Origin of the sequence: Bdellovibrio bacteriovorus HD100, from assembly GCF_000196175.1 — a bacterium.
Lineage (GTDB): Bacteria > Bdellovibrionota > Bdellovibrionia > Bdellovibrionales > Bdellovibrionaceae > Bdellovibrio > Bdellovibrio bacteriovorus.
On the sequence record NC_005363.1, the window covers coordinates 2,319,299 to 2,339,219 of the forward strand.

The 19,921-nt window shown below is 51.2% G+C and carries 15 protein-coding genes; 6 read left to right on the forward strand and 9 right to left on the reverse strand.

All coding sequences use genetic code 11. The features are described from left to right. Nucleotides 1–4: 4 nt before the first annotated feature. Entirely contained in the window at nt 5–541 is a 537-nt protein-coding gene (gene dcd, locus BD_RS11045; RefSeq protein WP_011164831.1) for a dCTP deaminase, read from the forward strand. Then, nucleotides 523–1,170 carry a hypothetical protein gene (locus tag BD_RS11050; protein ID WP_011164832.1) on the forward strand — a complete coding sequence of 216 codons (648 nt, stop codon included), beginning with the start codon at nt 523–525 and terminating at the stop codon, nt 1,168–1,170. Before dcd ends, BD_RS11050 begins: the two co-directional genes overlap by 19 nt. Before the next feature lie 76 nt (nt 1,171–1,246). On the opposite strand, the gene BD_RS11055 is transcribed toward BD_RS11050, so the two are convergent. The 4 genes from BD_RS11055 to BD_RS11070 all read right to left on the reverse strand — a co-directional run bounded on the left by BD_RS11055 (nt 1,247) and on the right by BD_RS11070 (nt 7,641). Next, nucleotides 1,247–4,306, reverse strand: a complete 3,060-nt coding sequence (locus tag BD_RS11055; RefSeq protein ID WP_011164833.1) for a hypothetical protein — start codon at nt 4,304–4,306, stop codon at nt 1,247–1,249. Continuing rightward, complete coding sequence (locus BD_RS11060; protein ID WP_011164834.1) at nt 4,296–5,729, reverse strand: hypothetical protein; 1,434 nt, start codon at nt 5,727–5,729, stop codon at nt 4,296–4,298. Before BD_RS11060 ends, BD_RS11055 begins: the two co-directional genes overlap by 11 nt. A 168-nt stretch (nt 5,730–5,897) precedes the next feature. After that, nucleotides 5,898–6,638 (reverse strand): alpha/beta fold hydrolase, encoded by a 741-nt coding sequence (locus BD_RS11065; protein ID WP_011164835.1) that lies wholly within the window; start codon nt 6,636–6,638, stop codon nt 5,898–5,900. Next, nucleotides 6,625–7,641 carry a M14 family zinc carboxypeptidase gene (locus BD_RS11070; protein WP_011164836.1) on the reverse strand — a complete coding sequence of 339 codons (1,017 nt, stop codon included), beginning with the start codon at nt 7,639–7,641 and terminating at the stop codon, nt 6,625–6,627. Before BD_RS11070 ends, BD_RS11065 begins: the two co-directional genes overlap by 14 nt. A gap of 138 nt (nt 7,642–7,779) precedes the next feature. On the opposite strand from BD_RS11070, the gene BD_RS11075 reads away from it, so the two are divergent. Beyond that, entirely contained in the window at nt 7,780–8,583 is an 804-nt protein-coding gene (locus BD_RS11075; RefSeq protein ID WP_011164837.1) for a DUF1338 domain-containing protein, read from the forward strand. Between the two features lie 35 nt (nt 8,584–8,618). Here the strand turns inward: BD_RS11075 and BD_RS11080 are convergent, their stop codons facing one another. After that, nucleotides 8,619–9,266 carry an HD-GYP domain-containing protein gene (locus tag BD_RS11080; protein ID WP_011164838.1) on the reverse strand — a complete coding sequence of 216 codons (648 nt, stop codon included), beginning with the start codon at nt 9,264–9,266 and terminating at the stop codon, nt 8,619–8,621. Between the two features lie 171 nt (nt 9,267–9,437). On the opposite strand from BD_RS11080, the gene BD_RS11085 reads away from it, so the two are divergent. After that, nucleotides 9,438–10,100, forward strand: coding sequence for a hypothetical protein (locus BD_RS11085; RefSeq protein ID WP_011164839.1), 663 nt, complete (start codon nt 9,438–9,440; stop codon nt 10,098–10,100). Between the two features lies 1 nt (nt 10,101). On the opposite strand, the gene BD_RS11090 is transcribed toward BD_RS11085, so the two are convergent. Then, nucleotides 10,102–10,731, reverse strand: coding sequence for a hypothetical protein (locus BD_RS11090; protein ID WP_011164840.1), 630 nt, complete (start codon nt 10,729–10,731; stop codon nt 10,102–10,104). 302 nt (nt 10,732–11,033) lie between these two features. Between BD_RS11090 and BD_RS11095 the strand changes: the two genes are divergently transcribed. Together BD_RS11095 and BD_RS11100 are read left to right on the forward strand one after the other, a co-directional pair. Further along, entirely contained in the window at nt 11,034–11,429 is a 396-nt protein-coding gene (locus tag BD_RS11095; protein WP_157865698.1) for a hypothetical protein, read from the forward strand. Between the two features lie 114 nt (nt 11,430–11,543). Next, nucleotides 11,544–12,266 (forward strand): rhomboid family intramembrane serine protease, encoded by a 723-nt coding sequence (locus BD_RS11100; RefSeq protein ID WP_011164843.1) that lies wholly within the window; start codon nt 11,544–11,546, stop codon nt 12,264–12,266. A 70-nt stretch (nt 12,267–12,336) separates the two neighbouring features. Here the strand turns inward: BD_RS11100 and BD_RS11105 are convergent, their stop codons facing one another. From BD_RS11105 to BD_RS11115, 3 genes are read right to left on the reverse strand one after another with little or no spacing between them, the layout of a single operon-like run. Beyond that, entirely contained in the window at nt 12,337–13,242 is a 906-nt protein-coding gene (locus BD_RS11105) for a hypothetical protein (RefSeq protein WP_011164844.1), read from the reverse strand. A gap of 55 nt (nt 13,243–13,297) precedes the next feature. Then, nucleotides 13,298–16,399, reverse strand: coding sequence for a S8 family serine peptidase (locus tag BD_RS11110; protein ID WP_011164845.1), 3,102 nt, complete (start codon nt 16,397–16,399; stop codon nt 13,298–13,300). Continuing rightward, nucleotides 16,396–19,797, reverse strand: a complete 3,402-nt coding sequence (locus tag BD_RS11115; RefSeq protein WP_011164846.1) for a hypothetical protein — start codon at nt 19,795–19,797, stop codon at nt 16,396–16,398. The genes BD_RS11110 and BD_RS11115 overlap by 4 nt, the downstream gene beginning before the upstream one ends. Between the last annotated feature and the right edge of the window lie 124 nt (nt 19,798–19,921).

Sequence of the window (19,921 nt, forward strand, 5' to 3'; positions counted from 1 at the left end):
CGTAATGATTCTGACGGATCAGCAAATTCTGGATTTCATGAAGGAAGGCGCCATTAAAGTGGAACCTTTCCGCAGAGAATGCCTGGGTACGAACTCTTATGACGTTCACCTGGGTAAGACTCTAGCCGTCTATGAAGACGAAGTGCTGGACGCCAAGAAGCATAACAAAATTCGTACCTTTGAAATTCCAGAAGAGGGTTTCGTGCTGATGCCGGACACTCTCTATTTGGGCGTTACTTTGGAGTACACTGAGACTCTGAAGCATGTCCCATTTTTGGAAGGCAAATCGAGCGTAGGCCGTCTCGGAATCGACATCCATGCCACTGCTGGCAAAGGAGACGTCGGTTTCTGCAACTATTGGACTCTGGAAATTTCCGTGAAACAGCCTGTGCGTGTTTACACTGGAATGCCGGTTGGTCAGTTGATATACTTTGAAGTGAAAGGCGACATTTTAACTCCTTATAATGTCAAACCTTCCGCAAAATATAACGACAAACAACCAATCCCGGTAGAGTCCATGATGTGGAAAAATTCATTCTAAAATCCCTGCTCATACTTGGTTTCCTGGCTACCGCCGCCTGTTCTTCAGGGGGCGAGGTCGAGGATATTTCCGGTTTAGACAGCTATTCTGTCGTTTCCGGCTCATTCAGCCAGGCTGACTCAACCGCGCTGCACATTGCAGGCACCACAGGTGTTGTTCGCTTCACCTCTACGTTGCCAGGCATCAGCTCTTCCCGCTCTATTTCCCTGAAAGCTTCTTTAAATAACGTCACTTTGAGTGATGTGAGCGCCGTTTTTTATGCGAGCGACTCCAGCGTCTCGGGCTCCACAGGGATTGTGGTGACCTTCAGCCGCACCGGCGCCAGCGTGAACGCCTCGATCACCTTTAATGGTCAAACCCGCACAGTCACAAGCTCCGACATGGGCTTTTACATCCCGAACAATATTGATGTGGTGATTGACGTTCACAACGTCGGCACCAAGTCCCGCGTCTATATCTGGAGACGTGACAACCTGGTCTATGCACCGACCAGTGCGGATGTGGATTCAAATTCGGATGTTTCTTCAGCTCTTCCCACTGCGGTGGGCCCCGGGACTTTTGCCGGTTTGATTCTGAACTATGCGACCGTCACAGCGGCGCAAGTGTCGACTCCGAAAGTACTCGATTAAAAAGTTTCACGGACTGTTTAAGCAATAAAAAAGCCCCTTTTCAGGGGCTTTTGTTTTTTCTGATTTTGGTTCCGAACTAAAGCTGGCTTGCGGCCTTTTCAAGAGCATCCTGAGAGGCTGGCTCCTGTACCAACTTGGCGCTGGGGCTTTTGCTGACCTGTTCGGCGATATAACCCAGGATCTGAGCCAGCTGCACGCGGTCCGCCCACACGTCCCACTTGTCCTGCTTGCCCTTCCACTTGAACAGGAATCTTGCCTGCTCCATCAGCGTCGTTGGCGGTTTGCCATAACGAAGAATGAAGGTGAAGACATCGAGCAGGTCTTTTTCTTTCAGCACGCCGCTTTTCAGCTGATCGGCGGCAAGCTCTTTCAGAAGACCTTTAAACGCCGGATAAGCCTTGATCGCTTCACCGGTGGAGATAATGTTGTCTTTGTTCTTATCAAAGCGGGCAAAGACCATTTCCACGTACTGAATCACGTGCGGAGTCAGGGCAATGTCCCCCATCTTCGCCAGATTTTTGTCGTTCGGGACGTAACCTGCCGCCATAAAGACATTGTTCATATAATAAGCCCACTCATCGGCAGAGGCCTTCTTCATGAACTTGATGTATTCCGGCGTGGCCGACATGATGGCCGGCATGGCGTCCTTATAAGCCGCGCGAGCACAGCTTAAAGTCACCAGACTGTTGTCAGTCACTTCTTCATCACGGCCGAAACACTTCTTCACCAGTTCTGTGCGCAGACGCGAGTTGATGCCCACACCCGACCAGATCATACCGATCAGATCCGTGATTTCAGTCTGAGAAGCCAAAGAGTTTCCATCGGAATGCGGAACAAAGATATTGGCTTCACGGAAGCGCGAAGAAGCAAATGAGGTGCTCTTTGGATCTAACAAACCCATTTCCACGAAGATGGATTTAAGTTCGTTAAAGGCCCCTTCCACTTCCGGCAACGTCGCACCCTGGAACGTGTTAATGCGGTTCAGGTCGTTGGCAAAGGAACGAATCAGCAGTCTTGCCACCGCCCGGTTGCGGTTCAGGTCACGCAAGCTCTTGAACGTGTAAAGCTGTTCAAACTTGTTCGAAATAATCACAAAACCGCGATAGTCCGTGGTCATAGGAACCGGGCTTTGCACCGACAAGATCAATTCCGTCAACGCCGCCTGCAATGGCAAGGCGTGAGCATCCAGGTTCTTTTCGGTTTTCTTCAAGACAGCCAGCAGATCTTTGGCGGTCAAACCCTCTTCCGGCTTCCAACCTTCGGCCATCTGGGCAAACATCAGCTCGGTGTCGATCCAGATTTGCATTTCCTGACGGCCCACTTCGACGGAAGTCAAAGTCAGGGCATCAGGCTTGTGACCGGACAAACGGGCTTCTGGCGCCACCAGCATGTTATTCAAAACCACGCTGACCAGTTTGTCGGCAGATTGCTCATTGATCGCACCTGGCAACAGCTCCAAGCGGATAAAGTGCTTCACAATCTTGTTCAATTCCACACGAGTGAACTGGTTCTCTTTTTTCACCAGCAACAGATCTCGCAGGATGTTCAGTGTCTGATTGCCGAAGACAGAGAAGTAGCTCAGATTCACCGGCTGCTGCAGGGATTCGCCCATCAGGAAATACTGATAGTAAAGGAAGTCTGAATACGCACGGGCCGCAAAGCCCAGCAGCACACTCCAGTTGGATTTGCGCAAAGAAGAATCATTTCCGCCCAGAACCATGTTCTTGGCATCAATCACCAGCGGCAGATAGCTTTTTACCTGATCGGCCAGGCCGCGCCCGTCTTTGGGTGGGTACAGGATTTCAATTTCCCGCACGATATTGTTCAGGTCATTCAGGTCATAAGACCCTTCAAACAACACACCGGCTTCGCGCACAGTGGCTTCCAGAACAAACTGGGATTCCATGAAGAGCTTTTGCGCTTCATCGGCATCATACATATCCGGATCCCACTCTCGGCCGTAAATGGAATAGAATGGCATGAAGCGTTCAATCAAAGTCTTAATACGGCTGACTTTCAATCGTGCCGTTTCAAAGTCGGTCGTTGTCAGGGAATCAACACTGCCACCAAAGAACAGCTGTTTGACCTTCATCCCCTCGAACACAAGGCCCGAGGACACTTTAAATTCCGGCCAGACGATTTCCAGCGTTTTTAACAGGTCAAAGACCTCATCCCGGGACACGACACCTTCAGGCTTTTCCGCCACCAGATCCTGGAACACGGACAAGACGTCTTCCACCGTGCGCGCCAGATAACCCAAACGATAACCGGTGCCGGTTTCAGGTACGGATTTAATAAAGTAATGATAGCGCAGGAACTGAACATAACCACGCGCGCCCAACAAGGTGAAGCGGCGCCATTCGTTTGGCGTGATGGAGTTTTCATCCCCGCCAGCCAGGGCCTTTTTCACCTTTTTGATGACCGGCATATAGGTTTGAATGACGGAAGGGAATTCCCACTCTTCACCAAAGAACTGCCCCACCTCTTGCATCAACACAACAAAGTCTGACAGGTTGTAACCTTGAGCATTTTGTTCAATCAAAGACGCCAGCATACGTGCGGCATTTTGCAGTTCTTTATTGGCTTCTTCAAAGTGACGGACATCACTTTGCATGTTCGGACTTTCAGAGACCTCCCAGTTCAGAGAGATCACTTTCATGTACGGATTCAGGTTCACTGTGATGGTGCGAAGACTCTTGACCAAAGCGATGGTTTTATCCAACTCACCGCGGGTCAGATATTCACGGCTGCCGCCCACAAAGACCTGCTTCAGTTTCATAAACTCGGTCTGCAGCTGTTCAGAGATGATCACTTTTTCTTTGGGATCCAGGAAGTTCTTTTCCAGGAAGGTCGCAAGCTCCTGAGCCGTGTAACGGTCTGAGCTGTTTCCGCGCACATAGCGCTTGAACTTTTCAACGGCACTGCCGATGCAGTCCCAGGCCGCTTCCAGTTCTTCTTTATTGGCATCGCCCACAACAAAGGCTTTGGCCACAGGCTTGGCATCCGTCAGACACTGGGTCCCGCCAAATTCCTGCGACTCCGGCGGAGGTGGTTCCTCGCCGACTTTCGAGTCACAGGACGCCAGTCCCGCAACCAGACACAATGCCAGAACGGCCTTTAAACATTTAGAAAACATAAGTCATGCCCCCGTAGAAACGGTCGTTCGCGCGGTATTGATTGAGGAATCCGGATGGATCGTGCTTTTCATCCTGCACGCCCAGGACGTCTCCTCCGACGACCACGGCCCACTTTTGGCTCGGGTAATAAAGAAACTCGGTGTTTAGCAACGAGCCCCTTTGATCATAATCATACAAATACTTGAAACGGGTTACGAACGGACGACTGAAGAAGCTTGCCAGTTGCCCTTCAACGCGGAAAGAAAGCGCATTGGTGAACTTCAGACGCTCGTCGAACATCGTAAAGTCATCCGGCTGACCGTCAGCCAGAATGTCGGTGATGCCACCGCCTTCGACCTTCAGGTACTCCACCTGGAAAGCCAGCGTCTTGGTGAAAATATCCGCCAAAGAAAAATCAAAAGCCGCGGCATAAGCCCGGATTGGCTCCAGTTTTTGGATGGACCATTCCGGATCCGGGCGCTTTTCCATCGGATCATCTTCAAGATAGGAAACCGAGGCTTTCATACGGCCCACGGTGTACCCCACGTCGATGGATTTCACGATATGATGAGTGACATCCGGAGACACCGTCACATCGACCTTTTCCTCAGAGATGTCCTTGAAGTTTTTGCGTTTCAAAATCAACTCGTTCACGGGCAGATAACCGCCGCTGACGACCACCCACGGGCCCCGCTCTTTGTTCCCCAGTCGCCCCATCAAAGCGGCCCCGCCATTGGCTGTCAGCTTGGCTGTATCAGGAATGTCGAGCTGGTACTGAATGGTGTTGATGTTGTTGTTGAAGTCATAGTTACGGGAAGGAGCACGATACCAGCGGCTGTCAGAAACCAGGCCGCCGCCCTCTTCGCGAATATCAGGTCCCATGCTTGGGATGAACAACGGCGTGGCAAAGCCCACGATCTCCCATCCGCTGGTGTTGTAATCCAGGAACAGACCCGTCAGGCCCTGCTCTTCCGGGCGAAGAGTGTCGATGGCAAATTTCGGCTGCCACAAGCCCAGCTGCCAACGGCGATCCAGTTCACTCCAGTCCTGCTTCTTGCGTCCCGCAAAGGCACGGAAGGGGGCTTTTTTCGAAGCCACATAAGCTTCTGAAACGACGAAGTGAGATTGTCCACGGGTGAAGAAGGTTCCGCCAGAGACGTCGGCGGCAAAGTCGATCCAGGAGGTTTCCTTAAGACCGGAAAGGCGAGCGGAAAGAAGTTGGCTGTAGGTCAGATTCGGTGATTCCGGGATCGGGGTCATGTACTGCATGCCCTCCATCCTGATCTGACCATACACCGTCGCCGGTTTCGATGAGACTTGCGGCTGTTGGATAGAGCTCACCCCTTCGGCTTGAGGAATTTTCAAGCTCGTCGATTGTGCCTTGGACTTTGAAACCACCACAACGCTCAAAAGCATCGCGGCCAAATAGGTCCTACTACTCACATCCGCCTCTGGATAAAAGTCTAGGGGATAGAAAATAAGAAAAGGCTGTCGGAGTCAACGGAGCCACGCGTTGATGGGCTCTAGAACGATTATATGCGAGCTGATGGTAAAAAAACCTCGCTCTGTTTGAAAAAACTTCCTTCGAAATCCTGTGTAAAAACAGCCTTTTTAGAGCAAGTGCTCCAGCAGCCATTGCGGGTCGTCAATCGGCACATCATGCCCCGCCCAAGGATGCATTTCCGCGCGCACTCCCCACTTTTCAGCGATCTTCAAAGTGCAGGTTGGCGAAACCAAACGATCCCCATGACTTCCCAACAGGCGAACATCACCCGGGGCGGAATCCGGGAAACGATAACGAGAGGCCGCGAACATCTGACGAATCACGTTTTGCGGATTCATCGGGTAACGTTTTGTATACTCAATCATCGCACCGATTTCCTCCTCGCGCCGCTCGTGGCTGTTGGTGATCATGCCCAGAACTGTTTTCTCCCAGAAGGTTTCATCTTTTTCCCGGCCGATCAGTTTCAGACCTTTGGGAATATTGCCGGCAATAAAACGGCGATAGAACGGCGAAAAGCCGCCAGAGCTTGTGCACACCAGCGTGGCTTTGCTGATCTCATGAGGATATTCCTTCATCCATTCCACAGTGATCATCGCTCCCAAAGAAACCGACAGCACCTGAAACGATTCGCCTTTTTGCACATAAGAACAACGCGCGCGCAGGTCTTTGACGTATTCAGAAATCTTGATCGGACTGGTTTCCTCGTGGCGGATTCCATTGCCCGGCAGATCCAAAAACTCGAATTTATCATTCGGAAAATGCTGCTGGATTTTTTCAGAGAAAGAGCCCCAGTGTCCCACCCCTCGCGCCAGTCCGCGCAGCAATAACCAGTTTCTAGACGTTGCCATACCAAAGCTCCCTGGCCCGGGTGTCAAGCTGCCGGACCTGTTCCTGATTCTGCGTTGCCCATGCCTGCGGTGAATTCACCGCGCGGATTAAAAACTCCATCAGCGTGTTATGACGGCGCAGTGTGCGTTTGTGACGATGACCTTTGAGCGGATTGAACGGGCCTTCCGCGCTGAAAATCTGCCACGGATTTTTCTTCACCCACAACCACGACCCCATCTCCAGACACAGCGGCACATAGATTCCACTCTTGGAATTAGCGCGATGATTGTCATACAGATAATCCCACAGATCCCCGTGGGTGGTGTAGTTCTGGGCTTGAGGTTCAAAACGATAAAAATGATGCGGATACGTGCGATCCAGAAGATCTTTTAGCGCATAACACAGATGCAGCTCCGGATACGGCTTCACGGTCTTGGCATAGGGAAACCACAGACGATCCTGCAAACCAAAACCCGAATGCAGATCCAGGGTCATGGCCAGTTGGCTCTGGGCAATTTCTTTTTGCACACAGTCCACCAGGGCTTGCGCTTCCAGTTGCATCGGCGCGCCCTCTTCCCCGCGATACCAAGGCAGTTTCTTGCTATAGCGATGACCGCCCAGCAAAAACTGTGGATTGTCAGCATCGATGGGGGCATTTCGCATCAAATCGACACCATGAGGATTGCAGCGGGTTTTGCGATAAATGCCCACCGGATTCACGGTCGGGATGAAGAAGATGCGGACTTTTTGAAGTGTTTGCTGAATGCTTTCATCCCACTGGGACAGCTCAGCCAAAGAACTCATCAGGGCCACGCAGACCTGGGCCCCAATGCGCTCCAACCCGTGCACACCGCCGACAAACCCCAGCACCGGAGCCTGAGGGTCCTGACTGCCAAAAGAGACTTTGTAGATTGGAAAACGCAGATCTTCGAACTGACTATGAGTCAAAATCTCCGCCCGGGCGGTGGAGCCCAGTTGCGCGATCTTTTTCTCGATTTGCTGGATCTCAGGCAATGTTGTCATTCTTTTCCCCAGAGCCCCCTATTGTTCGCGATAATTCCACCGTGTCCAACGCTTAACGCTCGCGGCCATTAAAGGATTGCACCCCCCACTCAAGAGGGGTAATCTCGTCAGTGCTGAATCAATACTTAGGAGATCGCCATGATGAATCTGGACACTCTGCTGCAAAAGATGTGGGTGGATTACTGCCAACTGAACCCTGCGGCAAAACGCATTTATGACATTTTCACCGCCGAAGGTGAAACGGTGCTGAATGACCACATCGCTCTTCGCACCTTCAACCACCCGCGCCTGGGGATCGAATCCCTGGCAAAACACTTCAAAAAACTGGGTTACGTTGAAAAAGGCGAATACACGTTCGTTGAAAAAAAACTTTACGCCAAACACTACGAACACCCGAACATGGACAATCCAAAAATCTTCATCAGTGAACTGGAGCTTGAAAAGGTCTCCCCGTTCATCCGTGAAACCGTGAACCAACTTGTGGCACAGGTTCCGGATTCTGTGATTGAAAGCGAAACTTTCGCCATGGCGGGACGCCCTTGGAAAGTGAACTGGGAAACTTACGCAAAACTGGCAGAAGAATCCGAATACGCGTCCTGGGTCGCGGCTTACGGCTTCCGTCCGAACCACTTCACGGTCAACGTGAACAAACTGAACAAGTTCAACGATCTGCCGACTTTGAACAAATTCGTTCAGGAAAAAGGCTATACGCTGAACAAATCCGGCGGCGAAATCAAAGGGACCAAAGCGGACTATCTGGAGCAAAGCTCCACCATGGCTTCTGAAATCCCGGTGAAATTCGATGACGGCAGCACCCACAACATTCCGGGTTGCTACTATGAGTTCGCGAAACGCTATCCGCTGGATAATGGCCAGCTGTATCAGGGTTTTGTCGCCAAATCCGCTGACAAGATCTTTGAGAGCACGAACAAACAGAAATAGTTCAAATGAAAAAGGCCGGGAAACCGGCCTTTTTTTTATGCGATTTTTTTGATCAGATAATTCAGAGTGTCCTGATCCTGCTTCTGGTCCTTCCAGTGCTCGTGCGCCTTCAGGAAAATCTGCACCAGCTGCGGATCGAACTGAGTGCCCGAACACCGTTTCAGCTCTTCGTACACCACTTCCATCGGCAGACCTTTGCGGTAAGCGCGGGTTTCTGACATGGCATCACAGGTGTCAACCACCAGGATAATACGCGCAATCAGCGGAATCTCGTCGCCATTCTTTTTATCCGGATAACCACGGCCATCAACACGTTCATGGTGTCCACGAATGCCCGGCAGAATCTCGGCAAAGAACTCATGGGTTGCCAAGGGCTTGATGATCTCTTCGCTCAGCACCGGATGGCACTTCATCATTTCATATTCCTGATCTGTCAGCTTGCCCGGCTTGGCGATGATCTCTTGAGGCACACCAATTTTGCCAATATCATGGAAAAGACCGGCAAATTCAGCCAGCTTCTGCTGATACTCATTTAGACCTGCATCGCGCGCCAGCTTGCGGGACATCTCCCCGACACGGCAGCAATGGGCGTACGTCAAAGGGTCCACGACCTTCAATGACTGCATCAGCGCCTGGGCGGCATCGTAAGCCCAAGTTGGAATGTTTCCCCAGGAAGAAGACATGGCACTCCCTTTGTTCCCCTGTTTACCATCTTTTGTTCGGCTGAACGCGCCATTTACTTAAACTCGAGAAAGTTTTACGTCTCATCTTGAGACAACTTCTCGTTGACAGCTTTGCCTGCGATTGAAAGACTTTGGTCTAGATATCCATCTTGTATGACTTGAAGAGGTGTTATGAAAAAGTGCTTTCTTTTGATCCTTTTGCTGGCTTTCTCAAGCTCCGCCTTTGCGCAAAAAATCAAAGTACGCAAAGTCAAAGGCAGCCAGGCCATTATTGACTTCTCTGGCGGCAGCCTGGCCCCGGGACAGGTCTATGAGCTGGCCCCGGATGAGTTTGGCGACACCACCATGAGTCAGTCCATGCGCCGGTACCTGATTGCGGTTTCCTTTGATCTGACCAACACAAAGTCTGATGCCGCAGGCGCAGAGAACGAAACAGATATTGCGATCGCGGGCCGATTTGGCTGGAACTATGCGACCTACGAATTCGGACCTTTGGCTTCCTACGCAGCAGACGCCACCGGCAGCCTGACCAGCACCCTGTTCAAATTTGGTGGCTGGGCCGATTACAACATGATCGCCAACACTCCGGGTGAAATCTTCATCTATGGTTTGGGCGGCCTGTTTGACATCGGTCAGCTGGATAACGGAGCGGGCTCCAAACGCGACATCATGGAGTTCTTCGTGGGTCCGTTTGTGAAATGGTTCCCGACTGGCAGCAACGTGGGCTTCCGACTTGATGGTGGATACGTTTATCAAAAACAGTCCGGCGGCGTTGCTTCCGATAACGTGGTGTCCGGCATTGCGATGCAAGCCGGTTTGATGGGTTATTTCTAGATTAAATTTTGCGCACACCCTGGGCGACTAAAAAGCCCAGGATCTTGCCTTCGCGGTGCAACGCCGAGCCCACTTTCGGGTGAATCAAAAAACGGCGTTTTTCATCTGAATTGTTTTCCCACACTTCGTGTTCGGCGATGTCAAATTTCAGAGTGCCGGGAATACGGCCCTGCAAAGTCTGCAGACACATCGAAAAAATTTTTTCCGTCACCTCGGGATCGCGCCCAAAAAGCTTCCACCACTCGACGGAATAAAGCTCTTCCACGGAATAGCTGCTCATTTCAAAAAAGCGCAGATTCCGGAAGATTTGAAAACCTTCGTCGGTGTAAATCTCGACACAATCTTCAGGTTTCACGGTCAGGAAAAAGTCCGAGGCAATCGAAAGGCCCCAGCGCTCCAGGGCCCGGCGGCAAAAACGCTCGGAGTCCTTTAAAGAGGCCTGCTCGGCCTGCGCACTTTCGCAGATATCAACGTAATCACGCAGGGTCTTGTATGCGCGGTCTTGCTGGCTGGGTGTCAGCGAGTTGAAATACTGCAAAGTGCTGTCATGGTAAGGGTGGATGCTGACGCCTTCCTTGCTCAGCACCTGACTTAACTTCTCACAAAGCACTTTAAAATCCGCGAAGCCCATAAATCCTCTTTGCAACGTAAAAACAGGATACTGGTTGTTTCAACAAAGTTTCCAGGCTCTGTCATGACCAAAAACTCTCTTCATCAGAATACATCCGAGTGCTCGCAGAAGGTTCACCCGAACGGGCTATCGCTGACAAAAAATGTCTGAATAGACACTCTATTGGGTCTCAAATGCATCAGGATTCAATTAGGGCAGGCACCCCCTTTGCTGGATAGAGGTGTCGAACCTTTGCCAATATTTAACTGGAAATCGAAACTGATCCGCGGTTCAACGAAGCGGAATAAAACAGGAGTTCGTAAATGAAAAAACTGATGATTCTGTCTTTGTCCATGTTGTTCACCCTGCCCGCTTTGGCCAAAGGGATTTCGTCATCGGAAGCCAACAACAAAGCTCTGGAAGTTCTGATCAACAGCGCAGGCTCCATCAAACTTGAGGGCGATGTTCGTCAAGATGAAACTTTGTCGGGCATTCTTTCCCGCGCGATGCTGGCTGCGGGCAAAGGCGGCGCCACCATCAAGAATGACTGCGTCTTTATCAGCCGCGACGGAATCTATGAATGCCACCTGGACATTCAACATCAGATCGAAGGTGTCAACGTGGGTGAAACCGTGATCGCTTACGAAACCTTTGCCGACGTCAATGAAGTCCCCGAAAAAATGCTGATTCAAAAAGTCTACGTTTCCCGCGGTCACTAAGAATACGCTTTAAATTTCGACACTCCCGAGGGGTCCTGATCAAGGACCCCTCTTCTTTTTTGACCCGCCTTGACATCCCTGAATCCAGACTCATCCTTGGGTTTCGGAGGTTAGATGGTATCTACAGCCCCACACAGTTTCCTGGTCGTTCGCAGAACGTGGCTTAGCCGTCGCCCTCACTTCCGCGCAAGTCTTATAGCCGCTTGGAGTGTCTTTGCCCTGATCATGATGTCCGTGGTCTATTGGCGCAATTGGGGCGGCCTGGGAGCCCTTTTACCGGCCTCGGGGGAAGCCGTCTTTAAGAACCATGAATACTGGCGTCTATGGTCGGCCCTGTTTGCCCATGCGGACCTGGGGCATCTGGCTTCGAATTCTTTGGGCATCTTCGTTCTGGGGTATTTCCTGAGCGGTTATTTCAGTCTGTGGTTCTTCCCGGTGGCGGCATTGTTCATCGGTGGTTTCACCAACTATCTGACGCTTTTAAGCTATGACCCGGCAGTAAAGCTGGTCGGCATCAGCGGCGTGGTTTATTGGATGGGGGCTGCGTGGTTGATTTTATATCTGTTATTGGATCAGCAGCGGACCAAGACGCAACGACTGCTGCGCGCGTTCGGTGTCGCCCTGGGGGTGTTCTTCCCCGCTTCGGCCTTTGACCCTTCAGTCAGTTATCTGGCGCACTGGTACGGATTCCTGCTGGGTCTGGCCAGCGGAGCTGTTTATTATTTCGTTAACCGGAAGACTTTCCTGAAAGCTCTTATTATTGAGCAGGTTGTTGAGGACTCCCCCTCCGAAGACGGCTTGCAAGAATCAAAGAATGTCCCCCCCGAGATTCTTTAGTTCACAAAAAAGAAAGAGGCTCCTTTTGGGAGCCTCTTCTTTTACAACAACATTTAAAGGATGAAGACAATTACCAGTTGAAGCTGGATTCGTCGTAACCCCAGTTAGCAAGAGCTTTTTTGTACATGCCCTTCATGAACTTCTGAGCCTGGTGAGGCTTCAAGCCCAATGCCGCAGCAGATCTGTTAGTCAGGTCTTGCATGCCAGAGTTGTCACCGAAGGAAAGATCTTTAGCAGCAGCCAAAGCGTCAGAGAACTGAACACCGAAGACAGCTTTGAAAGTCTTGTCCATGTCTTTTTCAGAAGTCGTACCGCGCTCAGCAGCCGCAACCGCCCAAGAATTCAATGCAGAAGCAACCGCAACCGCTTTGTCTTGTTTGAAGCCGTATTCTTTCATCAAACGATCAGAAGCCATTTTAACAAGCTCTTTATTTGCATCAGAGTTCAAAGCAGCAAAGTTTGTGTCTGAAGCAGAAGAGGAAGTTTTGTCGTTGATAGCTTGACCGTAGTTGGATTCACCGGAGTTCGCATTGTAAAGAACGCCGTTTTTACCCAGCCAGTAAGTACCGTTGGTGATATCTTCCCAGTAGAAACCAGTTGTGCCCACACCGATCGTAGTGCCACCAACGTAACCAGCAAATTCGCTTACGTTAGCATAGTACTGGAACACGCCCAGATCGTTGTAAACTGCCGCTTTACCGGAAGAATCGAATTTAACATACCAAAGGTCGTCAGAACCGTAACCGCCTCTGTTGTAGTCAGGATCGTCTGTTACTTTGATACGCTCGCCAGTGGATTTCAGGAAAGTACAGCCTGGAGAAGCCTCCTGAGTTTGGCACACGTCACCGTAGACTGTTTCATATGGGTAGTAGATAACCGGTGCAGATCCGCCGCCACCGCCGCCTCCGCCGCCACCGCAGGCAGCAAAGCTAGTTGCAACTACAGACGCAAGAACTACGCGCATAACATTTTTCATGATGGTTCCCCCTTATAGGTTTTGTTAAAAATCGAACTCTTATATTCGTTTTTGTTTAGTAAGTTAAATTAACTCTCAGCAATTTATCGCCGCAGTAGTAATCGAACGAGTGGGCTCCTTTAACTCCGTCAAAGACCGGTGTATCCATGGGACGACAGCCTGTCGAAGACTTGAATCTCAAGCGCGCTGGTGACACCAGTTCGATCGCAGATCCATCCCTTGCAAAAACCGGTACCAACATTTTGACACCACGGCTGAGTTCCGAACTTTCCGTGGTAAATAGCGCTGGAATCTTCGTTGATGCGTCGCGCGCATTCTTTAAAGTCAGCGGGAAGTACAAATTTGTCATCAACATGTCCGGGAAGAACGTGTAACGCTCGAAACTTTTGCTTACTACACGGGTCGTCACAAGGTCGTGATACTGAATTTCGGAGTTCGTTAGAACAAAGGCTCCCTTACGCTGCAGCCCCGCAAACACGGCGCGCACCCACAAAGCGGAGTCAAATTGGGACCGCTCCGCCCCCAGCTGCTGGTCTAACAGCTCCCAGTTCTTGTTATCAAAGACCGACAAACGCTGCTGACGGTTCAAACCTTCACCGAACCAGAAGCTGCCCGCGAACTCGTCCTTGCCGTAATCCAGGGCATGAACCTTGTCGACACGGGTGTCGAGAATGTTGCGGTAAGTGGTCTGATGGGCAAACAGATCCAGCTCCATGAAGTTTTCAATACGGCCTTCCACCACCTCGGCGATGGCGAAATTATATAGATAACTTGGCTTGGCTTCGGTTCCCTGGTTTTTTGCCAGCAAAACCGGCACACGTCCCGCCACCATCTGTTCACGGCGCGGTTCGATCACGTCGATGATCTTGTAACCCTGATGCTCTTCCAGGGCCTTCAATTCATTTTTTTCGTTCAGGAAATAGAAACGGGTCTGTGGCTTTTCATAGTTGTCCGGATTTTCCCAGCGCTCTTTCAAACCACGTTTTTTGGATGGATCTTTACCACCCCCCACCCACGCCGGGCGTTTGGTGCCACCGATTTTTTGCCAGTACATCTGATAAGGTGCCGGAGCCAGCTCTGCCGCGTACTTAAACGTCTCGAGCAGTTTCATGGCTTTATCAAAGACATAGAAAGTCATTGGCGAAGCTTCAGGTTCATCCAATTCGGATTTGTCTTCCAGGATGCCCATCACGTATTCGCTCTGACCATCACCATTCAGATCCAGACGAGTCAGAACCTGTTCACGCAGATTGTCGGCTTCACCTTCAGGGCGGATTTTTGTGCCACCCACAGCTGTATAAGCGCCGTTGCCGTTATCAGCCACCAGCCACAGCTGCCAGGTGTTGTTTTGCTGGCTCAGGGCCAGGTAATCACGCTGTTCCGGGTGGTTGTCCAGATTTTCATCCAAAGGCAGGAAGGACACGCGGGCTCTTGGCATGCCAGTGATATTGAATGTTTTGACGTCGGAAGAAGCCATTTCTGGCGTCACACTGACGACGACTTCACTTTCAAAGACATAACGGCGGGCTTCAGCATCACCGACGCGCACATCCACGGTCAGATCCAATTCACTTGGAATGCGGGACTGGGACGGATCCTGGGAATCCACCAGGCTCATCATCACCACGTACTTACGCACTTCATTCTGCTGCCATACACCTGGGTACGGAGCGGCTTCTTTGATCGCCGTGATCCACGGGCGTACCGCATCCACATGAGGCTTGATGAACTGAGCGTTCATTTTCACTTTGCCGATTTCAACGGCCTGCCATTTGTTCACAAAAGAGATTTCGAAACTCAGGTCCTTGCTTTTGCGGTCCCAGTTGATTTCGACTTTTTCTTTGTCAGCAGGAACAATCAAAGGTTGCACGGAAACCTTCAGGGACTGTTCAACGTCCATGTTACCGGCCACAGAATATTTTTTGTAAATTTCCCTTTCCGGGCTCAGGACTTGTCCTTGTTCATGAGAGCCGCCAGAAACCAAAGACAGATTTGATTTCAAAGGGCGGGCCCCCAGTACAAGTCTTGCGTAAATCTCATCAGCAGGAACACCGCGAGCCATCAGCTCGGCCACAGCCGCCGCAACATACGGAGAGGCCTGGGATGTTCCAGAAAGGAATTCATAACCTAAAGTCGAACGGAAACGCACCGGACGTTTGCTTTCAGGGTATGTACTTAAGATGTTCACACCCGGAGCCACGATATCCACACCGCTGCCAAAGTTAGAAAAATGCGAGAACGCGCCATCAGGGCCGGCCGCTCCCACGCAAATCACATTTGGATAAGCGCACGGACGAAGAAGCGCACGAGTCGAGTCATTGCCGGCAGCAGCCACGATGATCACACCGCGGGCTTGGGCTTCCGCGATCACTTTGCGCATGAAATCAGAATCTTTCGCCTGAGGCCACCCCATAGAGAAGTTGATCACCTTGGCGCCAGAGCGCATCGCATAGATCACACCACGACCAACCATGTCCCCCAGACTGCGGGTGACACTTTCACGGCCGGTCTCTTGTGGGGAATCATAAATAGACAAAGGCTTCATCGGCTCAGAAGGTTGAACACCGATCACCTGCACCGGCAGGATCTCGACGTTTTCACTCAAACCCCGCACACCAATATTGTTGTCGACTTCCGCCGCGATAATACCGGCGACGTGAGTCCCGTGACCCTGGTCATCGCCAAAGTCCGGACGGCCCATGATGCCGGCGGCATTCACGCCCCCCAGCAAGCTCCAGCCCTGACAATCCAGTGGGTATCCGTTTTTATCCTGATCCACTTCCGGATTGTTCAAATCCATCCATTTCTTTTCACAGGTCTTGCGGTCGCTGTCAGCCACGCAGGCTTCAAATTTCGCCAAAGCCCGGCACTCAGATTCATTGCGACGGATCACACCCTTCAGATCCGGGTGATTTTTGGCGATACCAGTATCGAGGACTGCCACAATGACTTTGTTTTTGGCTTTTACCGGGGAAGGCAAACGCACGTCTTCCTGCGCACGCGCAGGAATTTTATAGGTGTGCAACGGATCCAAGTCGATCATTTGCGGCACACCCTGGTTGTTCAAACCCCATTGCTTGTCAGCAAATGGATCGGCGGCCTGCACTTGGCCCGCCAGGAAGCTCATCGAGATAACGGAAAGGATCAAGGATCTCATCGGAAGCTCCCCAGGGATTTATCCAGTTCGATTGGAGAAATACGGGTCTTCGTCGCAAACATCTGAATCAGCCCGTTGGCGTATTCGATGTTCTGCTTCGGATCACCCAAAGTGTTGGAGAAGTATTCAATATCCCCGTCCTCATCACCGGCGCGGAAACCGTTGATACGAACGAAGTAGATGTAGTTGTCCTTACCCAGGAACTTCAAAAGCTGAGGCAACGGAATCGCCTCTTCCAGAGTGTAAAGGACATTTGTCATCCACTGTGTCTGGGATTTTTTGTCTTTCGGGTAGCTGGCAGAAAGCTTCAGCAGTCTTTCCATCCACGGCAACATACAGTCAAAGTAGGTTCCGTTGACCCAAGAGCCCTGATAATTCATCGTTTTTTCTTTTTTATGGGCATCCTGCTCTTCCTGACATGCCGTGATGAAATCGGATTTACCGCGTTTGAAGTCCCCGTTACCCAATACAGTCACCATATCGTTGAACATCTCCTGATCGTGAGGGCGGGCTTTGCGGCCCATTTTCTCGCTCAGTTTCTGGAACAGACGACCAATGAATTTGGCTTTGGGAACGGACTTCCCATCCTGATCCGGCTGCAGAATCAGATCTTTGATCTTGTCCAAACCACCCGGCAGGATAGAAAGGTTCGCCGTGATACGGTAGAAGTCCACCGCAGTCACGTTCGAGAACGCTTCTTTTTCAATCAGGCGGTAAGATCCCACCGGAGAGTTTTTAAGCTCGCCCTGAACCTCGTCGATCAGTTTCAGGAATTTTTTGCGGTTTAAGTGCCAGCCACCCCACACGCGCTGAACAACACCCACGGATGGATACTGTTTCGCATTGGTGGTCAGATCCGCTTCGGTGGTCACAGTTCTCCAGTACGCTTTCCCGTACGGAGTGTTGGCCGGATTTGGATCGTCAGAACGAGCCAGATCCACACGGCCTTTCGGCCACCACTTGTTCATCAGACCTTCAACCCAGTCGAAGGCAAAGCCCAGCAAATCACGACCGATCAGTTCGCCGCGCTTGTTAGAGAACAGCGTCACTTCTTCGTCTTTTGGATCCAGATCCGGAGCTTCCGCACTGCGCGGGTAACGGATTTTCAAAGTGTGATCTTCATTAAATGAATTCACACGCATCGCGAAGAACTTGTTACGGATCTCGCGGGTTTTCAGATTGTGGTCGATCTCAAACTTGCGGTGATTGAAGTTGGCGTACAACAGTTCCGGGTCATTGCTCTTGAACAATGCACGCAATGCCGGTTTCAGATCGTTGCGGGTCTTGATAAAGTCTTTTACGAACTTCGCTTCCTGGTTTTCAGAATCAATGTATTCCGCGTACTCCGGATTGTAATCAATCACGAAGGCATCCGTGCTCAGTTCCGCCCAGGTCGTATTGGCGCGAACACGCATCACGTTGATGAAATAGTTGATATCCAGGGTCATCCCCATGGCTTTGCTGTTCTGGGAACGAACGTAAACCTGCACGCCCTCTTTGGTGCGCATGAAGCTGGTTTGTCTCAAGATTGCGCGGTTGGCGTCCACACCCACTGCAACAGTGTTCAGGAAGTTCAATGGAGAAATACCCATCAGAACATCCAAAGACGACGACGCTTGAGCGTAAGCCGACAACGCGATGGAATCTGTCACGGTGAACACTTCACCTTCACGCAGTTCACTTAAGAAAGCATCCAATGGTTGACGGGCTGGTTTGCCTTCTTCCTGGGACTTGATAGGGTCCTTTTCATCCAGCACCGCAGAAAGCTTGCTCATGAAACGTGGAATCAGCAGATCTTTCCAGGACACTTTCGTGCCTTCCTGGATGGAATTCAAAGGGCGCACGTGAGTGTAATCACGCATCACCATGATGTTGGCACCTGCCATTGGTGTGATCTTAGGCACCCCGTCCAGAGTCATGAAGTAACCCAGACGACCCGCCACAGACACGTTATCCACCAGCTGAATTGGCGCCGAACTGCCAAAGTAAGTACCCGTCGTCACGTGACGAGTGGCCCCCAGATTGAAGCCTCCCACCGGGCCGCCCCATGCTTCCACTTTTTGGTAAAGGGGCTCGTACGGACGCTCACGGATGTGCTCCAGAACACGCTGAGTGATCTCGTCACGACGGTTTTGAAACAAATCGGAGGTAGAAAGTAAATCCAGTTTTTCGTTGATGTGGTTCATCACAGTGCCAATCACAGCGGATTTCGCACGGATGCCCATGTAACGCTCAAGGTCCCCGTCCTGGAACGGAGATTGACGGTCCCCGTGGGCAAAACGCTGCGGGTAGCCCGGAACGAATTCCTGAGTGACTTTACCGTCTTTCACCAGGCCAGAGCGAGACGTGATGTTCAGATCCGGCAATGGCAATGCGGAAGAGTTCTTCACATTGAAAAGTTCCAGCGCATTGTGAGCACGGTGCAGAAGTTTTGCCAGGATCAGGTCTTCAAGTTCCTGAGGATAAGCACCGGCACGCACGATTTCCACGAAGTCGCTGTAACGAAGTTCCGCCATACGGCGAACCAACCAGCGCACGTCCTCAAAGCTTGCCGCCGAGAAGGATTCCGCGGACGGATGATTGATCACCACGTGACCGGAAAGAACCGCACCGAACTTGGCGCTGAATCTGTTCACGGATTCTGGCAAATCAACCAAAGCAAATGGCAGGATCAAAGCGCGGTAAGCTCTGTAACGGGAATAGCGTTGCACGGCTGGCAGCTGATTAGGATTGTTTGGATCTGGAGCATAACCCCACTGGATGTCGAAGTATTCAGCCACAGCCGGTTCCAGAACCGCGTCTGAGAACACGACCGAGTGATTTTGTTTGTTGTCTTCCGTCACCCAGCCACGGCTTTCAAAGTCTGAAATCATGGATTCCTGGGCGTTCTTCAGGAAGGATTCTTTTTCAGCTTCGGTTTTGAAGAACACACGCAGGTTGCGGTAGTACTTCGGAGACGGAACATAGTAGCCCAGCTTTCTTAGCAAAGCCGCACGCATCAAAGTTGTATGAGTCAAACGGGACAGGCTTAAACGATAGAACAGATTCGGATTTTCCAGCGACTGCACGCGGGACATGTATGTGAAAGGCAACGCGGCTTCTTCAGACAGGAACTGCACTCCGTTCTGAGCCACCGGGTAGCTGCCCGGAATGTCTTCCACACCCGGATAGACGCGGTTTTGCCACATCTTGTTTTCAAGCGGATTTAACAGACTGAGATCTGTCCCTTGATTGGCAAGGGCTGCGGCCTGACCGACATCCAAAGCTGTTCCGGAGCTGTTAACCAGATCCATCGCCGGCTTTTTTACAGAGTTCAATGGCAATGAAACACTCTCGGCACTTGCGATGGAGAGCGCCATCAAACACAGGGCGCAGACTATAACTATTCTGAGAGACATAGCTTTTCCTTATCAAAAGGTGACAAAGTGGTGTCAAAAGGGCCTTACACGGACCCCGTTCCCGGAACAGCAAGGAACGGGCCACAAATTGTCAGTCATTTAGAAATAAATTCCCGTTTAACTG